Source organism: Erythrobacter sp. LQ02-29, from assembly GCF_022576075.2.
Taxonomy (GTDB): domain Bacteria; phylum Pseudomonadota; class Alphaproteobacteria; order Sphingomonadales; family Sphingomonadaceae; genus Alteriqipengyuania.
The window spans coordinates 1,239,053-1,261,219 of sequence record NZ_JANCNT010000001.1; the positions used below are offsets into that span (position 1 = coordinate 1,239,053).

Here is a 22,167-nt window from a genome sequence, read left to right on the forward strand (position 1 = left end):
CTGCGGAAACGCGCTCACGCAACCCTGTTCATAGGCGGTGAATCGCGGCTAGGGCAGGCGCACGCCGCACCGGATTGGCCGAACAACGAGGAAATCACTTGCGTAAGCTGGGAATGATCGGCGGGATGAGCTGGATCTCGACCGAAACCTATTATCGCCGCATCAACGAGCGGGTTCGCCGCGAGATCGAGCCGATGGCCTCCGCGCCGCTGCTGATCGAGAGCCTCGACTATCGGCAGTTGTGGGGCCTTCTCGACGAAGGCGACTGGAGCCGCGCGGGCGATATCCTGGAAGAATCGGCGAAACGGCTGGCGGATGCGGGCGCGCAAGGGCTGATCCTGTGCGCCAATTCGATGCACCGCCTCTACGACCGGCTGACTAATGCCGTTTCGATCCCCGTCTTGCACATCGCGGACGCGGTCGGCGCGAAGATGAAAGCGGACGGCGCGACGAAGAATGCGGCGCTGATCGGCACCCGTAACGTCATGACCGAAAGCTTCTATCGCCAGCGCCTGGTCGCGCAGGGCATCGATTTGCTGCCGCCCGATATGAGCTTCGCCGAACAGAGCGACCGGATCATTTACGAACAGCTGATGCAGGGGCGCGCGCCGCGCGATGCGGAACGTTATTACCGCACCGTGATCACACAGCTGGAGCAGGCGGGCGCGAAGGCGATCGTGCTCGCCTGCACCGAGCTGGCGATCGTGGTCGACGTCGATGCGAATGTCCTGCCGATTTACGATTCCGCGCGCATCCACTGCAATGCGGCGGTCGACTGGATGATGGATGGCTGATCGCGTCCCCAGCGCGGGACCGCTGGCCCACCTTGCCGCGCGACCGGAGGCGTCGCAAGGACGCGAATTCGAACAGCCGGGCGACGGAACCCGTGGGCCCCGCAGCGCATTCCAGCGCGACCGGGACCGGATCATCCATTCGATCGCCTTCCGCCGCCTGCGCTCCAAGACGCAGGTCTTCGTCGCACCCGATGGCGATCACTATCGCACCCGGCTGACACACAGCCTGGAAGTGGCGCAGATCGCGCGGGTGATCGCGCGTGCGCTGGGGCTGGACGAGGACCTGACCGAGGCGCTCAGCCTGGCGCACGATATCGGTCACCCCCCCTTCGGGCACGCGGGCGAGGATGCGCTGGACCTGGCCATCGCGGCGCACGGGGGATTCGACCACAACGCGCAGACGCTGCGCACACTCATGCGGATCGAGAGCCCCTATCCCACGCATGATGGCCTCAATCTCAGCTGGGAAGTGCTGGAAGGCCTCGCCAAGCACAACGGCCCGGTCGATGCGCCGCACTGGTCGCTCGCCGAACTCGACCGCGCCTTTCCCTTGGACCTCGCGACCTGGCCTTCGCTGGAGGCGCAGGTCGCCGCGGTGGCGGACGACATTGCCTACGACAATCACGACATCGACGACGGGCTGCGCGCCGGGTTCATCGAACTGGACGATCTCCTGACCCTCGATTTCGTGCGCGACCAATGGCGCGAGGTGGAGCGGCGTTTCCCGAGCGCGCCTCGCGATCGCCAGTTGCGCGAGCTGGTGCGCGGCCAGATCGGCTGGATGGTCAACGACGTGATCGAACAGGCGCGCGAGGCGGCGGCAGGGCTCGGTTCGCGCGACGAGATCGCGCGCGCGGGTCAGGTCGCGGGGTTCTCGCCTGCCATGAGGGCGGCGGAGCGGCGGCTGAAGGCGTTCATGTATGCTCGGCTTTATCATCACCCACAGCAAGTGGAGACGGCGGACAAGGCGCGGGTGGTGATCGGACATCTGTTCGAAGCCTACAGCGCTACGCCCGCGCTCCTGGGTCCGGGATGGGCTGAGAAGCTTCCTGCCGACGAGCCGCAGCGCAGCCGCCACATCGCCGATTACATCGCTGGAATGACCGATCGCTTCGCGCTCGACCGATGCCGTGAGCTCGATGTCGCGATACCCGATGATCTCAGCAATGTCTGAGAGGATGAAATTGGCGAACCTGCTATAGGCTGATCGCGATGGTCCGCTTCCAGAGCGAAGATAAGACAACGGCCGGCGCAGTTACCTGCGACCGGCCGTTTTTGTAATTGCTCGCGTTGGCTCAGTTGATGGCGTCGTCGCCGGCCTGGCCGACCGATTCGACGTCCCGACCCATTCCCTTGACCGTATTGCAGGCGGTCGCGGTGAGTCCGAGGGCGGCGACACCGATCGCCATCATGATCTTGCGTGTCATGCTATGCTTCCTTTCGTTGCACGGCGGGTTACCACCCTTCCGCCATTGCCATCCAGAACGCCGGTCACCCCGCTCGGTTCCGGCGGCCGAGCCGGTGCTCGCGCCAGGCGACGACGAGCCCGGCTCCGATGATCAGCGGCGCCCCCAGCCACAGTGTGGCCGGGGGCAGGCGACCGAACACCGCCTCGCCATAGAAGACCGCCCAGACGAGCGAGGTGTAGTCGATCACGATGATCGTCGCGGCGGAACCGAAGCGCAGCGACCAGGTCAGGAACAACTGCGCCACCGCGCCCGCCAGCCCCATCGCGATGACGATACCCCAAGTCGTCGGATCGTGCGCCGCGCCGACGAACGGCAGGAACAGCGCCAGCGCCGGCGTGGTGAAGGCGACGAACCAGAACACGATCGACCACGGGCTTTCGGATCGGTTCAGATCCTGGATCAGGAACGAGATAAGCGCGACGAATGCCCCCGCGATCAGGCCCACCGCCAGCCCCTCTACCGATACACCGCCCCCCAGGTCGGGCAGCATCACGATGCCCACACCCAGGAATCCGAGCCCGACGGCGGTCCAGCGATAGATGCCGATCCGCTCCCGGAACCAGATGAGCGCGATCAGCACCGCGAACAGAGGGGTGGTGAAGCCGAGCACGGTCGCCTCCGCCAGCGGGAGGAGCAGGACCGCGCCATACACGAACGCCATGCTGGTAACGCCTAGGAAGGCGCGGCGCGCATGAGCACCCAGGCGTTCCGTCCGCAGAGTCGCAAGGCGCCCAGTCAGCGCGATCGCACTCCCAAGCACCACCAGTGTGACCGCCTGACGCCAGAACAGCAGCTCGGGCAGGGCGACTCCGCGCGACCCGGCGAGTTTGACAAGCATCGCCATGGTCGCGAGCGACCCCGCCGCGAAGAAGCGGATGACCAGCGCCAGAATGGGGCGGGGGGCGGCGACGGAACCATCCATCGCACAGGCCTTAAGGTGGGCGCGCAGTGGCGGCAACGCCCGGCCGCGGCATACGGCGCAGATAATCTTGCGCGCCCCTTACCGGGCGTTGCGAGAGGAAGCAGCCGCGCCCATATCGCGCGGCACGATGGAATGGCTTCGCGATCTCGTCTTCGCCAGCGACGCGGAAATCATGGCCCTGTGGGGCGGCGGTTTCCTGTTGTTCGCCGTCGTCGCTCTCGTCGCGGAGCGAAGCCGGGTACGGCGTGCACGGATCGACCGAGTGGGCTGGGTGCCGTGGACCGGCCTGTTCCTGCTCTGCGCCGTTATCGGCGGCGGCTTGCTCGCCCTCTCGATGCCATCGGTGCTGAAGGGTTGACGCGGGGCGCGGGCCGCTAGAGACACGCCTCCAGATAGGCCTGGTCGAAGCCGAACTGGCGTGCCTTTTCCAGCGTGTAGGGACGAAGGCCCGAGGCGCGGAACTCGCCGATGATCTTGCCCTCGTCGGTCTCGTCCAGATATTCGAACTTGAACAGTTCCTGCGTGACGATCACGTCGCCTTCCATCCCGATCACCTCGGTGATGTTGGTCGTGCGACGGCTGCCGTCGCGCAGGCGCTTCACCTGAACGATCAGGTCCACGCTTTCCGCGATCTGGCGGCTGATGGCCTCCTTCGGGATCTTGATGTCGCCCATCAGGATCATGTTCTCCATACGCCCCAGGCACTCGCGCGGGGAGTTCGCGTGAAGTGTGCACATGGAGCCGTCGTGGCCCGTGTTCATGGCGGCGAGAAGGTCGAAACATTCCGCGCCGCGAATCTCGCCCAGGATAATCCGGTCGGGCCGCATACGCAGGGCGTTCTTGACGAGATCGCCGATGGTGATCGCGCCCTGGCCCTCCAGGTTCGGCGGGCGTGTTTCCAGCGGCAGCCAGTGCGGCTGCTGCAGGCGCAGTTCGGCCGCGTCCTCGATCGTCAGCACGCGCTCGCCCGGATCGATCATCTTCGACAGCGCATTGAGCATGGTGGTCTTACCCGAACCGGTACCGCCCGAAATGACCACGTTCATCCGGCATGCGCCGGCGATCTTCAGCGCGGTGCACATCTTGTCGTCCATCGAACCGAATTGCTTCAGCATGTCGAGCGTGATCGGCTTCTCAGAGAATTTACGAATCGAGATCGCGGTGCCGCGCAGAGATAGCGGCGGCACGATCACGTTGACGCGGCTGCCGTCCTTCAGCCGAGCATCGGCCAGCGGCGTGGTCTGGTCGACGCGGCGGCCGACCTGGTTCACGATGCGTTGGGCGATCTGGAACAGATGCTGTTCGTCGCGGAAGCGGATCGGGGCGACGATCAGCTTGCCGTTCTTTTCGATGTAGGTCTGTTCCGGTCCGTTAACCATGATGTCGGTCACGTCCGGATCGTGCAGCAGTTCTTCCAGCGGCCCGAAGCCGAGCAGCTCATCGATCAGGACCTTTTCGAGCGCGAATTGCTCGCGCCGGTTGAGCGTGGCCTTGAGCTCGGCCAGCACCTCCATGATGATCGGTCGGAACTCGTCCGACAGCTCATCCTTGCTCAGGGTCGCGGCCGCTTCCGGATCGACCCGCTCGAGCAGGCGTGGCAGCACCTCCTCCTTGATCTTGTGGATGCTCGCTTCGAAGCCGCCGACTTCCTGCTTCTCGTGGACCGCGTTGGCCCGGTCGGTCAGCCGGGCGAGGGCATCGGTCTGCTTCTTGGTGCCGGATCCGGGGGCGGCCTCGTTGCCGAAGAATTCGCTCTGTTCTTCCTCATCCTCGGGCAGGGGCGGAAACTGCTCCCCCCCCTTTTCGCCGGACTTGGCCGGATCGGCGCGTTCGCCGCCCTTCATGGGGCGGGCGACACCGAAGGAAGGCCGCGAACCTGTCGCTCCGCCCGGTCCCGTCTTTCGTCCAAATGCGCTCATTCGCCTATCCCAATTTCCGTAGCTCGACCGACCATCTCCCGCAAAGACGATGACGTCCGACGAGCGAAAAAGGTAAATAGGATGGAAACCTTATCTTTTTCCTAACCTCGTTTGCACAGCTAGTCTTGGCGGAAGAGGGGTTGCTTCGCGGGGCTGATACGCCCACCGGCGGCATTTGGTTCTCTACCTCGGGGGTTCGATGCAGACCGACGACCGCGCGGGGCTCGCCTTTGCGCTGGCGGGCTTCGCCTGCCTTTCTTTCGGCGACGCGATCATCAAGACCATGGCCGGGCAATGGTCCCCGCTGGCGGTGGCCGCGCTGCGCTACGCTTTCGGCGCCGTGGGCCTGAGCGCACTGTTGCTGGTTCACGAGGGACCACGCGCCTTCCGCCCGGCCAAGCCGTGGCTGCAGGCCGCGCGCGGTCTGTTCGTCGCGCTGGCGACGCTGTGCTTCTTCTCCGCGGTGTTCGTCATGCCGCTGGCCGAGGCGACCGCGATCGTCTTCGTTTCCCCCATCATCACCGCGCTGCTGTCCCGCCCGTTGCTGGGGGAACGCGTGTATCCTTCCACCGTGATCGCTTCCGTAATCGCTTTCGCCGGAGTGCTGATCGTGTTGCGCCCGAATGTCGCGGCGATCGGTGTTGCGGCCTTCCTGCCACTGGGATCGGCCATCTTCATGTCGCTGCTGGTGATCGCCAATCGCGCGTCGAGCGGGCAGGGCAGCGCGCTGTCCATGCAGAGCTTCGTCGCCGGCTTCGCCGCGCCAGTGCTGATCGCCGCCGCGGTTCTCGGGCAGGCGAGCGGGTTCGAGCCTTTGCGCTTCGGCTGGCCCGAATGGGACGTGATCGCCCGGTGCGCCATCGTGGCCTTCACCGCCAGCACTGCGCACTGGCTGATCTATCTCGCCACCATGCGCGCTGGCGCGGCGACCATCGCGCCGATGACCTATGTGCAGTTGCTGGTGGCGAGCGCGCTGGGCTGGTGGTGGTTCGGCGACCGACCCGATATCGTCACCTATGCCGGCGCGCTGGTGATCATCATGGCTGGCCTGTACCTCTGGTACGCCGGTCGGCAGAGGCAACGCGCGGCGCGCCGCGCCATGGCAATTGATTCATAGGACGCGCTCGCTAGAGGCGGAGCGTCTTTCCACTCGCGGAGTCGAGAAAAATGTGCGGAATCATAGGTATCGTCAGCCAGCGCGCCGTCGCCAATCGGTTGACCGACGGGCTGCGCCGGATGGAATATCGCGGCTATGACAGCGCAGGGTTGTGCACCCTGGACGACGAACAACTGATCCGCCGCCGGGCGCAGGGCAAGCTCGACAATCTGATTGCCGTGCTGGCGCAGGAGCCGGCCCCGGGCGATCTGGGCATTGCCCATACGCGCTGGGCGACGCACGGCGCGCCCACTGCCGCCAACGCGCATCCGCACGCAACGGGCGAGGTGGCGATCGTTCACAATGGTATCATCGAGAACTTCCGGTCGCTGCGCGAGGAATTGCAAGCGGACGGTCGCACGATGGAAAGCGAAACCGATAGCGAGGTCGTCGCCCATCTAATCTCGCGCGAGGTCGAAAACGGGGCGCCCCCGCGCGAGGCGGTGGAAACCGTGCTGCCACGCCTGCGCGGTGCCTTCGCGCTCGCGATGCTGTTCCGCCAGCATTCCGACATGCTGATCGGCGCGCGGCTCGGCTCTCCACTGGTGGTTGGCTATGGCGAGGGGGAGATGTTCCTCGGTTCCGATGCGCTGGCGCTCGCCCCGCTGACGCAGCGCATCTCCTATCTGGAGGAAGGCGACTGGGTCGTGATTACGCGCGAGGGGGCGCAGATCTACGACCAGAACAACGAACTGGTGGAGCGTGAGATAGTCGCCTCGGGTGCCAGCGCCGCGGCGGTCGAGAAGGGCAATTACCGCCACTACATGCAGAAGGAGATCTTCGAGCAGCCGACCGTGGTGGCGCAGACCCTGTCGAGCTACGTCCGGCAAGCCGATGCCAGCGTGGCGCTGCCGCAGATCGACTTCGACCTCTCCGCCATCCGCCGCATTACCATCGTCGCCTGCGGAACGTCCTATTACGCCGGACTGGTCGCCAAATACTGGATCGAGCAATTCGCCAGGGTGCCTGTCGACATCGATGTGGCGAGCGAGTTCCGTTATCGCGAGCCAGTGCTGGAGGAAGGCGGGCTCGCCGTCTTCATCTCGCAGAGTGGGGAAACGGCGGACACGCTGGCCGCGTTGCGTCATTGTCGTGCCGAAGGGCAGACGATCGCGGCGGTGGTCAACGTGCCGACCAGCACCATGGCGCGCGAGGCGGACTTGCTGCTGCCGACGCATGCGGGGCCGGAAATTGGCGTTGCGAGCACCAAGGCGTTTACGTGTCAGCTAGCGGTGCTCGCCGCGCTCGCGGCCCATCTCGCAGTGCGCAAGGGGCGGATGAACCGGGAAGAGGAGCAGGAGATCGTGCGCCACTTGCTGGAGGCACCGGCCGGTCTCAACCGCGCCCTGGATCACGATGACGACATCGCCGAAATGGCGCCGCTGATCGCACCGGCGCGCGACGTCCTTTATCTCGGGCGCGGGTCGGATTTCCCCATGGCCCTGGAAGGGGCGCTGAAGCTGAAGGAAATCAGCTATATCCATGCGGAAGGCTATGCCAGCGGCGAGATGAAGCACGGTCCGATCGCGCTGATCGACGACAAGGTGCCGGTGATCGTCATTGCCCCGTCGGGCCCGCTGTTCGAGAAGACCGTCTCGAACATGCAGGAAGTGCGGGCGCGTGGGGGCAAGGTGGTGCTGATTTCGGACGCGGACGGCATCGCCGAAGCCGGCGAAGGCTGCCTCGCGACGATTGAGATGCCGCGGGTGCACCCGCTGATCGCGCCGCTGGTCTATGCCGTTCCCGTACAACTGCTCGCCTATCACGTGGCGGTTGTGAAGGGCACCGACGTGGACCAGCCCCGCAACCTCGCGAAGTCGGTGACCGTCGAATAGGGCCATCGGGGGAAACCGTTCCGCGACGACAATTGCCGTGCGAAGACAGCTCTTAACGGGCGACTAACCATTCGCGTTTATTGCGCCACCAGTGAAGGACATCTCCTCGCCTGCGCACCGGCATCTTCGGCCCGATTCGCCGTTGAGGTTGTCGGCCCTGCTCGGCCTGAGCGATCGCGGCGGGCTGGACTGGTCGCGCCTGCGTGCCTTGCAGCATGCACATGCCGCCCGATACTGGCGAATGGGAATGCTGGGCCAGGTCATCGCGGCCGGGGCAGCCTTCGTCATTTCCCACACCGCGCTGCCCGTGTGGGCGACGGTCGGCTGGCTTTCGCTCCTGGCGGTCGGGCTTGCGCGCTACATCGTTACCAGCCGGACCATGCGGGTGCAGCGGATCGAACGGGTCAGCCGCCACCGCGCCTTTATCCGGGCGATCGGCTCGGCACCGATCGGGCTTGCCTGGGGCGTCTTCGCGCTCGCGCTGGCGGTGTGGGGCACGCAAACCGAATTGCTGATGGCGGGCCCGCTGCTGGTCGCCGTGATGGCGACCTCCGCCGCCCTGATGGCGGTCGTCCCACTCGCGGCGGTGCTGTTCCTGGCGATAGTGGGCGGAGCGAGCGTTACGGCCATGCTGCTGGACGGGGCTCCGGTGCCCGCCGGAGCGATCGCGGTTCTGACTGTGACACTGGGTATCAACGTAGTGCTGCGGGGAGAGAATTTCCTGCGCGTGCGCGATGCGGAGGCCGACCGGGCCGAGAAGGACGAGGTCGTCTCCATGCTGCTGGGAGAGTTCGAGGAAAGCGAGGCGGACTGGCTGTGGCAAATCGACACCGCGCGCCGGGTCTGCGATCCGAGCATGCGCTTCGCAGGCGCGTTGCGGGCCAGCCCCGTCGATATCGAGGGGGAACCCTTCCTCCGGCTGATCCTGGGCGACGACTGGCAGAACCAGGAGGCGCTGCCCGTGCACCGGCAACTCGCCGAAAAATTCACCCGGCGCGAATCCTTTTCGAGTCTGGCGGTCCGCGTGGTGCTCGACGGGAACGTGAAGTGGTGGGAACTCTCGGGCATGCCCGCCTATGACGAGCAGGGAAATTTTGCCGGTTTCAGGGGCGTCGGATCGGATGTCACCGAACAGCACGAATCGAACGAGAAGATCGCCTATCTCGCCCGCTACGATACGCTGTCCGGTCTCCCCAACCGGATGATGCTGACCGAGGCGCTGGCCGAAGCGCTGCGGTTCGCGGAAAAGTGGCGGACGCAATGCGCTCTGATGATGATTGATCTCGATCGCTTCAAGGCGGTGAACGATTCGCTGGGCCATCTCGTCGGCGATACGTTGCTGGCGCAGGTTGCCAAGCGACTGAACGATGCGATGGACGACAACACGTTCTGCGGGCGGCTGGGTGGGGACGAGTTCGCCGTGGTCGTGCGCGACGCCAATCCGCGCCTTCTCGCCGAACGCGGGGAATGGCTGATCGAACTGCTGTCGGAGCCGTATTCGGTCGACGAGCATACGCTACATATTGGGGCCAGTATCGGCTCCGCAACCGGCCCGGCGGACGGCACGACGGTCGAGATGCTGCTGCGCAATGCCGACCTCGCCCTCTATCGGGCGAAGGATGAGAGGGGCGGCGTCTACCGGTGCTACGAACCGACACTGTTCGCCGTGGCGGAGGAACGCCGCCAACTGGAGACTGCGCTTCGCGCGGCGCTTCAGCGGGGCGAGTTCCACCTCCAGTATCAGCCGATCGTCGATGCCCGCAGCGAAACGCTGATTAGCTTCGAGGCGCTGATCCGCTGGCATCCCGAACGCGGCAGCCCCATTCCCCCGGATCGCTTCATCCGCCTGGCGGAAGAGACGCGGCTGATCGTGCCGATCGGCCGCTGGGTGATGGAGCGTGCCTGCCGTGACGCGACCCGCTGGCCCACGCATGTTCGGCTCAGCGTGAACGTATCGGCCGAGCAATTGCTCGATCCGGATTTTTCGGCCGATGTCGTGCGCGCGCTATCCGCCAGCGGCCTGGACCCGAGCCGACTGGAGATCGAAGTAACCGAAAGCGTCTTCCTGAACGACGCCGACCGTGCCCGCCGGGCGATGGAGGAAGTGATCGCGCTGGGTTGCAAGGTAGCGCTCGACGATTTCGGCACCGGCTATTCGTCGCTGGGCTATCTGCGCAAGCTGCATTTCTCGAACATCAAGATCGATCGCAGCTTCGTGAACGGTGCCGCGCAAGGCAACATCGAAAGCCTGGCCATCATCCGTGCGGTGGTGGCCATGGCGGAATTCCTTGACATGGCGACCACCGCCGAAGGAGTCGAGCAGGCGGAGGAGGCGGATCTGATCCGCGACCTCGGCTGCACTAAGATGCAAGGTTACCTCTTCGGGCGACCGATGAACGTCAGCGACACGGATTCCCTGTTCCGGACGCGCGATCGCGAACCCGCGTAGCTGCGCCGCTTCCCGAACGATTCAGGCGTTGACTGAGTTGGAAAGCGCCGCCTCGAACAGCGCGCGCCCGTCCGTTCCCCCATGCGCCGGGTCGATCGCGCGTTCGGGATGGGGCATCATGCCCAGCACGTTGCCCGCCCCGTTCACGATTCCCGCGATGTCGCGACGCGAGCCATTGGTGGCATCGAGATAGCGGAACACCACCCGATCCTCTCCCTCCAGCCGGTCGAGCGTCTCGTCATCGGCAAAGTAATTGCCGTCGTGGTGGGCCACCGGGATGCGGATTTCGCCTCCTTCGGCATAACCTGCGGAGAACATCGTGCGGGCGTTTTCCACCCGCAGGCGGACGGTACGGCAGATGAAGGTCTGGCCGGCATTGCGCATCAGCGCGCCGGGCAGCAGACCGGCTTCGGTCAGGACTTGGAAGCCGTTGCAGATGCCCAATACCGGAACGCCGCGGTTCGCCTGCTCGATTACCGCGCGCATGATCGGGGTGTTCGCCGCCATGGCGCCCGAGCGCAGATAGTCGCCGTAGGAAAATCCCCCCGGCAGGGCGATCAGGTCGAGCCCGTCGGGCAATTGCGCTTCGCCGTGCCAGATCCGGACCGGAGCGCGGCCCATCACCTGCTCCAGCGCGACCGCCATATCCCGGTCGCAATTGGAACCGGGGAAGGTGACGACGGCGGCTTTCATCGGCGACCCTCGTCGAAAGCGATTTCGTAGTTCTCGATCACGGTATTGGCGAGCAACCGCTCGCACATCTCCGCGATGGTCGCGCGGTCGGTGCCCTCGGCCACTTCGAGCTCTACCGTGCGGCCAATGCGTACATTTTCCACGCCGTCATATCCCAGCCCCTCCAGCGCGTGATGGACCGCGCGGCCCTGCGGGTCGAGCACGCCGGGTTTCAGGCTGACGAAGACGCGAACTTTCACTGGGCGGGACTCCTGCTGGGACGGCGGCGAGCGCCGCGAGAATATCGTGGCCCTCATAGAGCGGCGGGGCGGCGCCGTCCATCGGCACCACCCCGCCATATACCCTGGATACGGGAGCGAACCCGGCCCTTATTCGCCTCGCAGGCTTTCGTGGATCACCGAAATGCGCTTCTCGGAACCCTGCTGGAGGTACTTCTTCGCGGCTGCCTGGATGTCCGCCGCGGTGACGCTGGCATAGCGTTCCTTGCGCGTGCGATAACGCTCCAGCCGCGCGGCTTCGCTCTGCGCATGCGAAGCCACGCCGAGCCAGTAACCGTTCTCGCGCAGGGACTTGTCGATCTGCTCCATCACGGGCGCACGGGCCCGCTGCAGCGTATCGGCGTCGATTGGCGCGTCGCGCAGGGACTTCGTGATCGTATCTACCGCCTTGTAGACCTCGTCGCGCGTGTCCGGCGCGATGACGATCTGCACACCGAGATAGCCGTAGCCCTTGAAGGTGTCGGACATCGTCGAGAAGGCATTCGGCGAATAGCTCGCGCCCAGCTTCTCGCGGATTTCCTCCGTTAGCTCGAGCTGCATGACCTGCGCCAGCATGTTCAGCACCGCTTCCTGCTGCGCATCCGCGTCGTCCGTGGTCGGCCAGTCGACGATGGCGAGGCCCTGATCGGGTGTGCCCTCGTGATAGAGCGTCACCTCGCTCTTGTCGGCCGGGAAGCTGACGCCGGGGTAGGACGATGTGGGAGTGAAGCTGGCCTTCCGCTGGGGCAGCGCGCCGAATGTCTCGGCGACGTCGGCGATGACCTGCTGAGGATCGAAATCGCCGACCACCGAGATTTCGATCGGAGCGTCGGGAAGAATTTTCGAGAGCGCCGATTTCAGTTCCTGCGTATTGCGGCTGAGCAAAGTCGCCTGATCGGGGATGCCGAAACGCTGGTCGCCGTCGGCGAGGATGCGATCGACATTGGCCGCCGCGACCTGCTGCGGGGTGGATTTCAGCTGGGCCTCGAACAGGGGCACGATACCCTGCCAGCGCGCCTCCATTTCCGGCCGATAGCCGGGATCGGTCAGGTAGGCCGTGCTCAGTTCCATCTGGCGCTCGAAATCCGCCATCTTCGTGCTGCCGCTGATCTGGAAGGCGTCGAGCGACGGGCTGATGCCGGCCGAAACGTCCTTGCCCGCCAAAATGGTTTGCAACTCGTCATAGCTGTGCTTGCCCAGGCCGCCCTGCGCATACATCGCGCCCATGTAGATGGGCAGGCCGGGTTCGTCGGCGGGGAGTGACAGGACGCCGCGACCGATATTGACCGTGAAGCGCAGGCGCCCGTCTTCGAAATCGGTCTGCTTGAGGTTCAGCATCACGTTGTTGCCGAACCGGATCGTGCGGATGCCCAGATCCTGGATCGTGCTGTCGCTCGCGATCTTCCCCGGCGTGCCGAAATCGGTGTAGCCGAATTCGGACACCGCCTTGTCCTCGGGGGCACTCACGGGCGTGCCCTGCGCCTCGCGATAGACCGACAGGACGTGGTCTGTGCCGCCTTCGACCGGTTCCTTGCTGCTCACAAAGATCAGCGGATTGTCGCTCGCATAGGCGCTGGCGAAGGCGGCATTCACCGCATCGACCGTCAGTGTCGGCTTGATCTGCTCGAACGCGGCCAGGAACGCTGCTGGCGTCACGAACAGATCGTCCTCGCCGACCGTGTTGGCGATCGATTCGGCCAGTCCGGCGCTTCTCCGCGTGCCCTGCTGCTCCGCCGCTTGGCGGAAGCTCGTTTCAGTATTCGCCAGCTGTTCGTTCAGTTCGGCCTGGGTAAAGCCGTATTCCTTCGCCCGGCGCAGCTCCTGTTCGCCGATGCGCAGCGCATCTTCCCATTGGCCTTCCTTTGCGGTGAGGCTGATGGAAGCGGTGTCGGCGCCCTGCAGGATGGAGCTAATCCCGGCACCGCCCCCGACGATCGTCGCATCGGGTTGCTGCGCAATCTTCTGGATCCGGCGCGAAACGATGCTCGCGCCAAGATTTTCGAGCAGTTGCTGGCGCAGCGCGGCAACGCTGGTCGGGCGAAAGGTATAGTCGCTGATCCGGTCGATCGAGACCGCATAGGGCACTGCCGGATCGACAAAGATGTCGGCTTCGGTCTTGCGGTTCGTATCGACCGAGCCGCGGTCGAGCGGGGCACCTGCAGCGACTTCCGGTTTCCAGTCGGCGAAATACTTGCGAATCTCCGGTTCGACCATCTTGGGATCGATGTCGCCGACCACGACCAGGACGGCGTTCTCCGGCTGGTAATACCGCTCGTAGAGCGAGCGGATTTCGGCAGCGGTCGCGTTTTTCAGCACGTCCGCCGTGCCGATCGGCAGGCGCGTGCCGAACGGCGCCCCGGGAAGTTCGAACTGAAGGTTCCGCTTCGCCTGCCGCAGGCCGAAGCTGTCGCGCGTGCGCATTTCCGACAGCACCACGCCGCGCTCGCGGTCGACCGCTTCGGGGGCGATGGTGAGGTTCGACGCGGTCTCGCGGAACAGCATCAGCCCGGTGTCGAGCAGATCGGCGTTGTTCTGTGGCAGGTCGAGCTTGTACATGGTGGCATCGAAGCCGGTGGAGGCGTTGGTGTCGGCACCGAAGGCCAGGCCCTTGCGCTCCAGCAGCTTGATCATCTCGCCTTCGGGCACGTTCTTCGAACCGTTGAAGGCCATGTGTTCGATGAAGTGGGCGAGGCCCTGTTCCTCGTCCGATTCGGCGATGGAGCCGAAGCCGAAGCGCATCCGCAGGGCGACCGTGTTCTTCGGCGTCTCGTTATGCAGGATGGCGTATTTCATCCCGTTGTCGAGAGTGCCGTAGATGACGTGCTGATCGATCGGGATGTCGTAGATCGGGAAGTTCCACGGCGTCTCGCCGGTGACCGTCTGCTGGCTCGTCGCCGGGGCGGGCGCGGGCGCCGGAGCCCGCTGCGCCTGTGCCGGGACGGCCTTCTCGGCAACTGCCGCGCCATTGTCGACCGCGGCGTAGGCGGTGGTCGTCAGTGCGAACAGCGGCAGGATGGCGATGGCCGAACGACGGCGAAGAGAGGTAAGGCTCACGTGAATTCCTCTGATTTACGGAGTGTTTCTGCGACGAGACGGACCCTACCCCTTGCTCAATGCTTGTAAAGGCCCGCGTCGATCGACCCGGCTCAACCTTTTGGCTTGGGCTTGCCGCCACCGCGCAGCCGGCCGCGATGGGCGCTCATGTCGAGCACTTCGCCGGGGCCGTCGCCCTCTGCCTGCAACAGGCCGAGGCGGCGGGCGACTTCCTGGTACGCTTCTTCCTCGCCGCCCATGTCGCGGCGGAAGCGATCCTTATCGAGCTTTTCGCCCGTCTTCATGTCCCACAGCCGGCAGCCGTCCGGGCTGATCTCGTCGGCCAGGATCACGCGCGCATAATCGCCGTCCCACAGCCGCCCGAACTCCAGCTTGAAGTCCACCAGCCGGATGTCGATCGCGGCGAACATGCCGCACATGAAGTCGTTGATGCGGATCGCCATGCTGGCGATGTCCTGGATTTCCTCGTGCCCCGCCCAGTTGAAGCAGGCGATGTGCTCTTCCGACACCATCGGGTCGCCCAGCGCATCGTCTTTAAAATAGTATTCGATCAGCGTGTGGGGCAGCGGATCGCCTTCGGGAATGCCCAGCCGCTTGCTGATGCTGCCCGCCGCGACGTTGCGCACGACGACCTCCAGCGGGATGATCTCCACCTGCCGGATCAGCTGCTCGCGCATGTTGAGTCGGCGGATGAAGTGGGTGGGGATGCCGATATGGGCGAGGCGGGTGAAGACATGCTCGCTGATACGGTTGTTGATCACGCCCTTGCCGTTGATCGTGCCGCGCTTTTCCGCGTTATTGGCGGTCGCATCATCCTTGAAATACTGAATCAGCGTGCCCGGCTCGGGACCTTCGTAGAGGATCTTGGCCTTGCCTTCGTAGATCTGGCGGCGGCGCGACATAGGCTGTTCCTCGGGATTCAGGACAAGGGAGAAGGCCCGGGCGTAGCACCGGGGAAGCGAGGGCGGACCCTATAGATCACACCATCCACGGGGGCAATCCGCCCGCTCAATCCTGCGTGGCGGAAGCAATGCCGTCGCCCCCTTCCACGGCCGGGCGATGGCGGTTGATCAGCCGGCCCAGCGTGGCGCGCTGGACCAGCACGCTGAACAGCACGGCGGCGAAGGTCGCGGCCAGCAGCAGGTTGCGCGTGGTCCCTTCCGGCAAAGACAGGGCGAGAGCGATGGAGATGCCCCCGCGTAGCCCGCCCCACCACAGGATCGTTCCGGTGCCTGCCCCCTCCAGCCGGGTCCCGGGGACGATCTTGGTCGTGACCCCCACGGCGATCGCGCGCGCGAGCAGCGTTATCGCGATCGCCGCGATTCCCACCGCCAGATGGTTGAGCTGCGGCACCAGCGCGATCATCTCCAGCCCGATCAGCAGGAACAGGATCGAGTTCAGCAGCTCGTCGATCAGCTCCCAGAACTTGTGCACGTAGTCGCGCGTCGTATCGCTCATCGCATGGGCGAAACCGTAATTGCCGATCACCAGCCCTGCGACCGCCATAGCGAGGGGGCCGGAAACGTGCAGCATGCTCGCTAGTGCGTAACCGCCCATGACCACGGCGAGGGTGATCAGCACTTCGAGCGAGTATTCGTCCATGCTGGCGAGACCCTTGTACCCGATCCAGCCGATCGCCAGCCCGATCGCAAGTCCGCCACCCGCCTCCACCAGGAACAGATGCGCGCCTTCGCTAAGAGAGAAGTCCGCCCCGGTGACCGCGGCTTCCAGCAAGATGGCGAACACCACGATGCCGACCCCGTCGTTGAACAGGCTCTCGCCCGCCACGGCGCTTTGCAGCGTGCCGGGTACGTTGAATTCCTTTAGCACGCCCAGCACGGAGACCGGATCGGTGGGAGAGATGAGTGCGCCGAACACGAAATACCAGATCGGCGACACGGACAGGCCGAGGATATCGCCCACGCCCCACATCGCCAGCCCGACGATGATGGTCGATAGGATGACGCCCACGGTGGAAAGCAACAATACGGGAAACCAGGCGCTCTTCAGCTTCTCCAGATCGACATGCAGCGCGCCCGCGAACAGCAGGAAACTGAGCATGCCCTGCAGCAGCGTCTGGGTAAAATTCATCCGGTCGAGCAGATCGGACACCCAGTTGTCGAGCGTCACCCAGGGCAGCAGACTGTTGGCCAGCATCAGCCCGAGCGAAGTGATCGCGCCCATTATGGTGAGCCCGATCACATGCGGCAGGCGAAAGACGTGGTGATTGACGTAGCCGAGCACGGCCGCGGCCACCACCAGGATGGCCGCGACGTCGAATGTGCTGAAAAAGGCGGGGTTGTTCTCCACGGTGCCTGCCTAGCGCGCATAGCCCACCTTGGCGAGTGCGCGCCGGTGTGGATCAAACGTGCAGCTTCGCCGCGGTCTGCGCGACCCGCTTGCCCAGATAGCGAGCGCCCGACAGGTCGATCTCGCTCGGCTGGCGGCTGCCATCCCCCGCGGCGATCGTGGTCGCGCCATAGGGGCTACCGCCATGGACCTCGTCCACACCCATCTGACCGTCGAAGCCGTAGTCGAGGCCGACGACCGTCATGCCCATATGGAGAAGGTTGTTCAGCACCGACCACAACGTCGTTTCCTGCCCGCCGTGCTGGCTGGCGGTGGAAGTGAACGCGGCGCCGACCTTCCCGATCAGCGCGCCTTTCTGCCACAGGCCGCCGGTCTGGTCCCAGAAGCTCGCCATCTGGCTGGTCATGCGACCGTAGCGGGTTGGCGTGCCGACGACGATACCGTCATATTCGGCGAGCTCGTCGGGTCCACCGATGCAGGTATGCCCTTCCATCTTCTGGAAGCCCGCGGCCTCCACCACCTCCTGGGGCGCGGTTTCGGCGACATGGCGGATTACCGCCTCGCCGCCCGCATCCCGCACGCCTTCGGCCACCGCCTCCGCCATCTGAGCGGTATGTCCGTAGGAAGAATAATAGAGAACGAGAATGCGGGCCATGGAATGCTCCTGTGCAATTGGCGAAAGGGGTTCGTGTAACAAACATCAACCTCGCGCGATGTTTCCTATTCAAACGTGCGACGTTTGCGATCACGGTGATCGACCCCGCGCGATGCATTTGTGCGTCTCCGTTCCGGTGGTAGTCATACAAGGGGGAGCAAGTTCGCACTGCTTGCGGGGCGGGCGGGACGTCACGTCCGGAGCCAGGGTTTAAGGATACGAACGATGGCCCACGAAACTAGGAAGTCTGCCGGGCTGGCACTGGTCTGCGCCATGACCGGCCTGGCCGGCTGTGCAGCGCCCGATTACACCGTGTCCGAGAGCGGCCGTACGGCAACGGCCCGGCAGGTCGAGACGCTCGGGGAAACGATTGACCGGGTGCAGAAGCACGACAAGGGCTGTCTCTCGCCCGCCAATACGGACGCGAGGGGCTCGTGCGAAGACCTGCGCAAGCTGGTGCTCCCGCCACCGCTGCCCAAGGAGCCACCCGCGCCACCCCCTCCGCCGCCGAAGAACCCAGGCCACAAACCGTCCTAGCGCAGCGAGTGCTGGCGCAGATAAACCGCGCTCAGGCGGTGAAGCGGGTGCTATGGGAGAAGAGTGGTGCCCGGGGACGGATTCGAACCGCCGACACTGCGATTTTCAGTCGCATGCTCTACCAACTGAGCTACCCGGGCGCCGCTGCGTAGCGGGGGTACAAACCGGCGCCTGCAAGCGAGTGGGCGCCTATGGCGAAGGCCGTCCGGCTTGGCAAGGGGGATCGCAAGGCTACGGGACGGATTCGTCTGCGCCCCGCTTGTCCCGGGCGTACGACGCTGCGATAGTCGATCGCAACGGGAAATGAGAGGAGCGGCGAAAATGGCCACGCAGATGAAGGACACGAAGATCGACTGTTCCGAAGCCGAATGGCAGGCCCGGCTGGACCTTGCCGCCTGCTATCGCATCTTCGATCACCTCGGTTGGTCCGAATCGATCTACAACCACATCTCTCTCGCCGTGCCGGATCAGGAGGGTGCGTTTCTGATCAATCCCTTCGGTCTGCTGTACGACGAGGTCACCGCATCCAACCTCGTCAAGATCGATGTCGAGGGCAACAATATCGGCGGCTCCCCCTACATGGTGAACAAGGCGGGCTTCACCCAGCACGCCCATTTCCACCGCGAGCTGGGCGAGCGAGCGAACGCGATCTGCCATGTGCATACGACCGAGACGATGGCGGTGTGCAGCCACGAGGGCGGGCTGCTGCCGACCAATTTCTATGCCTGCGGTTTCCAGGGGCAGATCGGCTATCACGATTTCGAGGGCGTCACGGTGCGCGGCGAGGAGGGCGACCGGCTGGTCGACAATCTCGGTAAACACAGCGTGTTGATGCTGCGCAATCACGGACCCGTGGTGATGGGCCGGACGATCCAGCAGATGTTTATGCAGATGTGGGCGCTGCAGCGCGCGTGCGAGATCCAGGTCGCGACACTTTCCATGGGCAATCCGGTCGTGGTGCAGCAGGACGTGCTCGACGTGCATCAGCGCGACCTTGCGCAGATGAGCTCTCAGGGAGGGGCGGGCCTGTTCGATTTCGAGGCGTGGAAGCGCCGGGTCGACCGGATCAACGACAGCTGGCGGAACTGACGCAAATGGAGGCGGACGGCCATCCCGCGGCGCGTGCCTGCGGCAAGTGCGGCGGACGGATGGAGCGCGGTTTCGCGGCGGAGAACAGCCAGAACCGGTACTCCCCGGTCAAATGGCACCCCGGTGCGCCCGAAAGGAGCTGGACCGGCATGTACAAGATCGACAAGAAGCAGTTGCGCGACGTAATGGCGTATCGCTGCGAACGCTGCGGCATGATCGAATTCTACGCCGCCTGAGGATCGCACCATGTCGAAGATGACGGTCAACGGGCGACCGGTAGAATACCTCCTCGATCCCGAGACACCGCTGCTGTGGGCATTGCGCGACGCTTCCAACCTGACGGGCACCAAATATGGCTGCGGGGTGGGCGATTGCGGTGCGTGCATGGTGCTGGTCGACGGCGCGGCGCTCAGGAGCTGCCTCATCACCATTGCCGAGGCGGAGGGGCGCGAAGTCACTACGATCGAGGGGCTGAGCCGCGACCGGTCGCATCCGGTGCAACAGGCGCTGGTGGCGGAACAGGCGATCCAGTGCGGGTTCTGCACGCCGGGGATCGCGATCGCCGGGGCGGCGTTGCTGCAGCGCAATTCGAACCCGTCGGAGGCCGAGATCAAGGAAGCGATTCCCAACCTGTGCCGCTGCGGCGTCTATCCACGGCTGGTGCGCGCGATGCAGCGCGCGGGCCGGGTCGCGCGGCGCCGCGAGACGATCAGCGCGGCTCCTGCGCCGGGCATTACGTCCGAGGACGCGGCGCAGGCCGTGCCCGCCATGACCACTCCTGTAAAAAAGGAACCGCGATGAAAGCGACCATCTGGCACAACCCTAAATGCGGCACATCGCGCAACACGCTGGCGATCCTGCAGGACCGCGACGGCGTGGAAGTCGAGGTGATCGAGTATCTGAAGAACCCGCCCACCGCTGACAAGCTCGCCCAGCTCTATCGCGACGCCGGAATCACCCCGAACGAGGGGTTGCGCCTGCGCGGCACCGATGCGCAGGAGCGCGGTCTGCCCGATGCCGACGCGGACGAAGTACTCGCGGCGATGGCGGCCGACCCGATCCTGATCGAGCGGCCGCTAGTCGAAACCGACAAGGGGGTGCGCCTATGCCGCCCCAAGGAGCGGGTCGAGGAAATCCTGTAACCCCCATCCGCTCAGGCTGAGCTTGTCGAAGCATCGTACTTTTCCGGCACCGCAGCGCCGAAATAGAAAAACGGCCCTTCGACAAGCTCGGGGCGGGCGGAGTAAGGCTCAGACCTTCAGCCCGGCCTCGCGCAGCAGGCTTTTGGCGATGATGGTCTGCTGGATCTGGCTGGTGCCTTCGTAGATGCGCAGCAGGCGCACATCGCGATAGAAGCGCTCCACCTTGTATTCGCGCATGTAACCCGCGCCGCCATGGACCTGCACCGCGCGGTCGGCGATCCGGCCCAGTGCCTCGGTGGCGAAATACTTGGTTGCAGCGACGTCGCCCGCGGCGCGCTCGCCCTCGTCGAAGCGGCGCGCGATGTCGCGCGCCATGCACCACGCGGCGTAGGCTTCGGTCCGGCTGTCGGCGATCATGCCCTGGACCAGCTGGAACGTGCCGATCTCCTGCCCGAACTGCTTGCGCTGCGCGGCGTAGGTTACGCTTTCCTCGACCAGCCGGTCGGCCATGCCGCACGCGCTCGCCGCGATGTTGATGCGCCCGCGATCGAGCACCTTCATCGCGGTCTTGAAGCCGCGGCCCGGCTCCGCGCCGATGATGTTCGCGGCGGGGACCAGCGCGTCGTCGAACATGACGTCGCAGGTCTTGGTACCTTTCTGCCCCATTTTCTTGTCCACCTTGCCCACGGTCAGGCCCGGGGTGTCGGCGGGCACGATGAAGGCGGAAACGCCCTTCGCTCCCGGCGTGTCGGGATCGGTCCGCGCCATCACGGTGAAGATCCCGGCGCGCGGCGCGTTGGTGATGTAGCGTTTGGTCCCGTTGAGGCGGTAGTTGTCGCCCTCCCTGATCGCGGTGGTCCTGACGGAGCCCGCATCCGATCCGGCCTCCGGCTCGGTCAGCGCGAAGCTGGAGCTGATTTCGCCGCTCGCCAGCCTGGGTAGCCAGTGCGCCTTCTGCTCCTCGGTGCCGTCGATCAGGATGCCCTGGCTGCCGATGCCGACATTGGTGCCAAAAACGGAGCGGAATGCGGACGCCGTGCGTCCAAGTTCGAACATTATGCGGATTTCTTCGGACATCGTCAGGCCGAGTCCGCCGAATTCCTCAGGGATCGACAGGCCGAAAAGCCCCATTTCGCGCATTTCGTCGACGATCTCGGCGGGAACCTCGTCCTCTTCCTCGACACGGTCCTCAGCCGGAATCAGCCGTTCGTTGACGAAACGCCGCACGGTGTCGCGCAGCATCTGGAAGGTATCGGCGTCCATGTGTTTCTCTCCGTTGGCATCTCGCGTTTGGCTGGCGAGATGCCATAACCGCGCTCACCTGCCAAACGCGCTACGTCTTGGCGGGTTGCGCCCGAACGCCTAGGGCCGAAACCGCAGCGGAAATCAAAGGAGAGAGCGGCATGCCGGGGTTGTATTTCGAGGAATTCGAGGAAGGGCAAAGCTTCGACCACGCCTTCTCCCGCACCGTGACCGAACACGACAATATCAGCTTCAGCCTGATGACGCTGAACCCGCAGCCGCTGCATATCGATGCCGATTTCGCCAGCCGGACCGAGTTCGGCAAGCCTCTGTTCAACAGCCTCTACACGCTTGGCATCATGATCGGCATGACGGTTTACGACACCACGCTGGGTACCACGGTCGCCAATCTTGGCATGAACGATGTAACCTTCCCCAAACCGGTTTTCGCCGGCGACACGCTGAAAGCACATACGAAAGTGCTTTCTACCCGGCCGAGCAAATCGCGGCCAGGGCAGGGGATCGTGGAGTTCGAGCATACCGCGACCAACCAGCATGGCGACGTGGTCGCGCGTTGTACCCGTGCGGCGCTGATGATGGGCGGGAAGGGCGAAGGCGCGGCGGGCAGCTAGCCGGGCGGCCCG

The 22,167-nt window shown here is 64.9% G+C and carries 22 protein-coding genes and 1 tRNA gene; 12 read left to right on the forward strand and 11 right to left on the reverse strand.

The genetic code is table 11. From position 1 onward, the window contains the following. Positions 1–98: 98 nt before the first annotated feature. Positions 99–794, forward strand: a complete 696-nt coding sequence (locus MKP08_RS06200; protein WP_241555342.1) for an aspartate/glutamate racemase family protein — start codon at positions 99–101, stop codon at positions 792–794. Beyond that, entirely contained in the window at positions 787–1,968 is a 1,182-nt protein-coding gene (locus tag MKP08_RS06205; protein WP_241555343.1) for a deoxyguanosinetriphosphate triphosphohydrolase, read from the forward strand. Before MKP08_RS06200 ends, MKP08_RS06205 begins: the two co-directional genes overlap by 8 nt. A gap of 121 nt (positions 1,969–2,089) precedes the next feature. On the opposite strand, the gene MKP08_RS06210 is transcribed toward MKP08_RS06205, so the two are convergent. Together MKP08_RS06210 and MKP08_RS06215 are read right to left on the reverse strand one after the other, a co-directional pair. Beyond that, positions 2,090–2,203, reverse strand: coding sequence for an entericidin A/B family lipoprotein (locus tag MKP08_RS06210; RefSeq protein ID WP_371819706.1), 114 nt, complete (start codon positions 2,201–2,203; stop codon positions 2,090–2,092). Between the two features lie 82 nt (positions 2,204–2,285). Beyond that, the gene (locus MKP08_RS06215; protein WP_241555344.1) at positions 2,286–3,185 is read right to left on the reverse strand and encodes a DMT family transporter; all 900 of its coding nucleotides are present in this window, start codon (positions 3,183–3,185) and stop codon (positions 2,286–2,288) included. A gap of 127 nt (positions 3,186–3,312) precedes the next feature. Between MKP08_RS06215 and MKP08_RS06220 the strand changes: the two genes are divergently transcribed. After that, positions 3,313–3,543 (forward strand): hypothetical protein, encoded by a 231-nt coding sequence (locus MKP08_RS06220; RefSeq protein WP_241555345.1) that lies wholly within the window; start codon positions 3,313–3,315, stop codon positions 3,541–3,543. Between the two features lie 16 nt (positions 3,544–3,559). Here MKP08_RS06220 and MKP08_RS06225 read toward each other — a convergent pair whose 3' ends face one another. After that, on the reverse strand, positions 3,560–5,104 hold the full coding sequence (locus tag MKP08_RS06225; RefSeq protein ID WP_241555346.1) for a CpaF family protein: 1,545 nt from the start codon (positions 5,102–5,104) through the stop codon (positions 3,560–3,562). Between the two features lie 199 nt (positions 5,105–5,303). Here MKP08_RS06225 and MKP08_RS06230 point away from each other — a divergent pair, with 199 nt between their 5' ends. The 3 genes from MKP08_RS06230 (at position 5,304) to MKP08_RS06240 (ending at position 10,544) form a co-directional block, all read left to right on the forward strand. Continuing rightward, positions 5,304–6,221, forward strand: a complete 918-nt coding sequence (locus MKP08_RS06230) for a DMT family transporter (protein ID WP_241555347.1) — start codon at positions 5,304–5,306, stop codon at positions 6,219–6,221. 50 nt (positions 6,222–6,271) lie between these two features. Beyond that, positions 6,272–8,095 (forward strand): glutamine--fructose-6-phosphate transaminase (isomerizing), encoded by a 1,824-nt coding sequence (gene glmS, locus MKP08_RS06235; protein WP_241555348.1) that lies wholly within the window; start codon positions 6,272–6,274, stop codon positions 8,093–8,095. 142 nt (positions 8,096–8,237) lie between these two features. Continuing rightward, positions 8,238–10,544, forward strand: coding sequence for a bifunctional diguanylate cyclase/phosphodiesterase (locus MKP08_RS06240; RefSeq protein ID WP_241555349.1), 2,307 nt, complete (start codon positions 8,238–8,240; stop codon positions 10,542–10,544). Between the two features lie 21 nt (positions 10,545–10,565). Here the strand turns inward: MKP08_RS06240 and purQ are convergent, their stop codons facing one another. The 6 genes from purQ to wrbA form a co-directional block, all read right to left on the reverse strand. Beyond that, positions 10,566–11,237, reverse strand: a complete 672-nt coding sequence (gene purQ, locus MKP08_RS06245) for a phosphoribosylformylglycinamidine synthase subunit PurQ (protein ID WP_241555350.1) — start codon at positions 11,235–11,237, stop codon at positions 10,566–10,568. Continuing rightward, positions 11,234–11,476 carry a phosphoribosylformylglycinamidine synthase subunit PurS gene (gene purS, locus MKP08_RS06250; protein ID WP_215228931.1) on the reverse strand — a complete coding sequence of 81 codons (243 nt, stop codon included), beginning with the start codon at positions 11,474–11,476 and terminating at the stop codon, positions 11,234–11,236. Before purS ends, purQ begins: the two co-directional genes overlap by 4 nt. Positions 11,477–11,605: 129 nt before the next feature. Next, positions 11,606–14,548 (reverse strand): insulinase family protein, encoded by a 2,943-nt coding sequence (locus MKP08_RS06255; RefSeq protein ID WP_241555351.1) that lies wholly within the window; start codon positions 14,546–14,548, stop codon positions 11,606–11,608. Positions 14,549–14,640: 92 nt separating this feature from the next. Continuing rightward, positions 14,641–15,450: a phosphoribosylaminoimidazolesuccinocarboxamide synthase gene (gene purC / locus MKP08_RS06260; RefSeq protein WP_215228929.1), complete on the reverse strand. Its 810-nt coding sequence runs from the start codon at positions 15,448–15,450 to the stop codon at positions 14,641–14,643. 106 nt (positions 15,451–15,556) lie between these two features. Then, positions 15,557–16,858 (reverse strand): sodium:proton antiporter, encoded by a 1,302-nt coding sequence (locus tag MKP08_RS06265; protein WP_241555352.1) that lies wholly within the window; start codon positions 16,856–16,858, stop codon positions 15,557–15,559. 52 nt (positions 16,859–16,910) lie between these two features. Beyond that, a complete protein-coding gene (wrbA, locus tag MKP08_RS06270; protein WP_241555353.1) occupies positions 16,911–17,513 on the reverse strand; it encodes an NAD(P)H:quinone oxidoreductase in 603 nt (200 codons plus the stop codon). A 225-nt stretch (positions 17,514–17,738) separates the two neighbouring features. Between wrbA and MKP08_RS06275 the strand changes: the two genes are divergently transcribed. Further along, positions 17,739–18,050 carry a hypothetical protein gene (locus MKP08_RS06275; protein ID WP_241555354.1) on the forward strand — a complete coding sequence of 104 codons (312 nt, stop codon included), beginning with the start codon at positions 17,739–17,741 and terminating at the stop codon, positions 18,048–18,050. A gap of 64 nt (positions 18,051–18,114) precedes the next feature. On the opposite strand, the gene MKP08_RS06280 is transcribed toward MKP08_RS06275, so the two are convergent. Next, positions 18,115–18,190: transfer RNA gene (locus MKP08_RS06280), tRNA-Phe, on the reverse strand. A 181-nt stretch (positions 18,191–18,371) separates the two neighbouring features. Between MKP08_RS06280 and MKP08_RS06285 the strand changes: the two genes are divergently transcribed. The 4 genes from MKP08_RS06285 to arsC are packed head-to-tail and all read left to right on the forward strand — an operon-like array spanning position 18,372 to position 20,281. Beyond that, positions 18,372–19,139: a class II aldolase/adducin family protein gene (locus tag MKP08_RS06285; protein ID WP_241555355.1), complete on the forward strand. Its 768-nt coding sequence runs from the start codon at positions 18,372–18,374 to the stop codon at positions 19,137–19,139. 5 nt (positions 19,140–19,144) lie between these two features. Beyond that, positions 19,145–19,375, forward strand: coding sequence for a PF20097 family protein (locus MKP08_RS06290; RefSeq protein WP_241555356.1), 231 nt, complete (start codon positions 19,145–19,147; stop codon positions 19,373–19,375). Between the two features lie 10 nt (positions 19,376–19,385). Then, a complete protein-coding gene (locus tag MKP08_RS06295) occupies positions 19,386–19,940 on the forward strand; it encodes a (2Fe-2S)-binding protein (RefSeq protein ID WP_241555357.1) in 555 nt (184 codons plus the stop codon). Further along, complete coding sequence (arsC, locus tag MKP08_RS06300; protein WP_241555358.1) at positions 19,937–20,281, forward strand: arsenate reductase (glutaredoxin); 345 nt, start codon at positions 19,937–19,939, stop codon at positions 20,279–20,281. Before MKP08_RS06295 ends, arsC begins: the two co-directional genes overlap by 4 nt. Before the next feature lie 108 nt (positions 20,282–20,389). Here arsC and MKP08_RS06305 read toward each other — a convergent pair whose 3' ends face one another. Then, entirely contained in the window at positions 20,390–21,544 is a 1,155-nt protein-coding gene (locus MKP08_RS06305; RefSeq protein ID WP_241555359.1) for an acyl-CoA dehydrogenase family protein, read from the reverse strand. Between the two features lie 140 nt (positions 21,545–21,684). Here MKP08_RS06305 and MKP08_RS06310 point away from each other — a divergent pair, with 140 nt between their 5' ends. Beyond that, positions 21,685–22,155 carry a MaoC family dehydratase gene (locus MKP08_RS06310; RefSeq protein ID WP_241555360.1) on the forward strand — a complete coding sequence of 157 codons (471 nt, stop codon included), beginning with the start codon at positions 21,685–21,687 and terminating at the stop codon, positions 22,153–22,155. Positions 22,156–22,167: the final 12 nt, after the last annotated feature.

Coding starts and splice junctions, on each gene's coding strand:
- MKP08_RS06205 (WP_241555343.1), top strand. CDS start 787: ATGGCTGATCGCGTCCCCAGCGCGGGACCGCTGGCCCACCTTGCCGCG.
- MKP08_RS06220 (WP_241555345.1), top strand. CDS start 3,313: ATGGAATGGCTTCGCGATCTCGTCTTCGCCAGCGACGCGGAAATCATG.
- MKP08_RS06210 (WP_371819706.1), bottom strand. CDS start 2,203: ATGGCGATCGGTGTCGCCGCCCTCGGACTCACCGCGACCGCCTGCAAT.
- purC (WP_215228929.1), bottom strand. CDS start 15,450: ATGTCGCGCCGCCGCCAGATCTACGAAGGCAAGGCCAAGATCCTCTAC.
- MKP08_RS06310 (WP_241555360.1), top strand. CDS start 21,685: ATGCCGGGGTTGTATTTCGAGGAATTCGAGGAAGGGCAAAGCTTCGAC.
- MKP08_RS06225 (WP_241555346.1), bottom strand. CDS start 5,104: ATGAGCGCATTTGGACGAAAGACGGGACCGGGCGGAGCGACAGGTTCG.
- MKP08_RS06275 (WP_241555354.1), top strand. CDS start 17,739: ATGGCCCACGAAACTAGGAAGTCTGCCGGGCTGGCACTGGTCTGCGCC.
- MKP08_RS06215 (WP_241555344.1), bottom strand. CDS start 3,185: ATGGATGGTTCCGTCGCCGCCCCCCGCCCCATTCTGGCGCTGGTCATC.
- MKP08_RS06305 (WP_241555359.1), bottom strand. CDS start 21,544: ATGGACGCCGATACCTTCCAGATGCTGCGCGACACCGTGCGGCGTTTC.
- MKP08_RS06290 (WP_241555356.1), top strand. CDS start 19,145: ATGGAGGCGGACGGCCATCCCGCGGCGCGTGCCTGCGGCAAGTGCGGC.
- arsC (WP_241555358.1), top strand. CDS start 19,937: ATGAAAGCGACCATCTGGCACAACCCTAAATGCGGCACATCGCGCAAC.
- wrbA (WP_241555353.1), bottom strand. CDS start 17,513: ATGGCCCGCATTCTCGTTCTCTATTATTCTTCCTACGGACATACCGCT.
- glmS (WP_241555348.1), top strand. CDS start 6,272: ATGTGCGGAATCATAGGTATCGTCAGCCAGCGCGCCGTCGCCAATCGG.
- MKP08_RS06285 (WP_241555355.1), top strand. CDS start 18,372: ATGGCCACGCAGATGAAGGACACGAAGATCGACTGTTCCGAAGCCGAA.
- MKP08_RS06295 (WP_241555357.1), top strand. CDS start 19,386: ATGTCGAAGATGACGGTCAACGGGCGACCGGTAGAATACCTCCTCGAT.
- MKP08_RS06230 (WP_241555347.1), top strand. CDS start 5,304: ATGCAGACCGACGACCGCGCGGGGCTCGCCTTTGCGCTGGCGGGCTTC.
- purQ (WP_241555350.1), bottom strand. CDS start 11,237: ATGAAAGCCGCCGTCGTCACCTTCCCCGGTTCCAATTGCGACCGGGAT.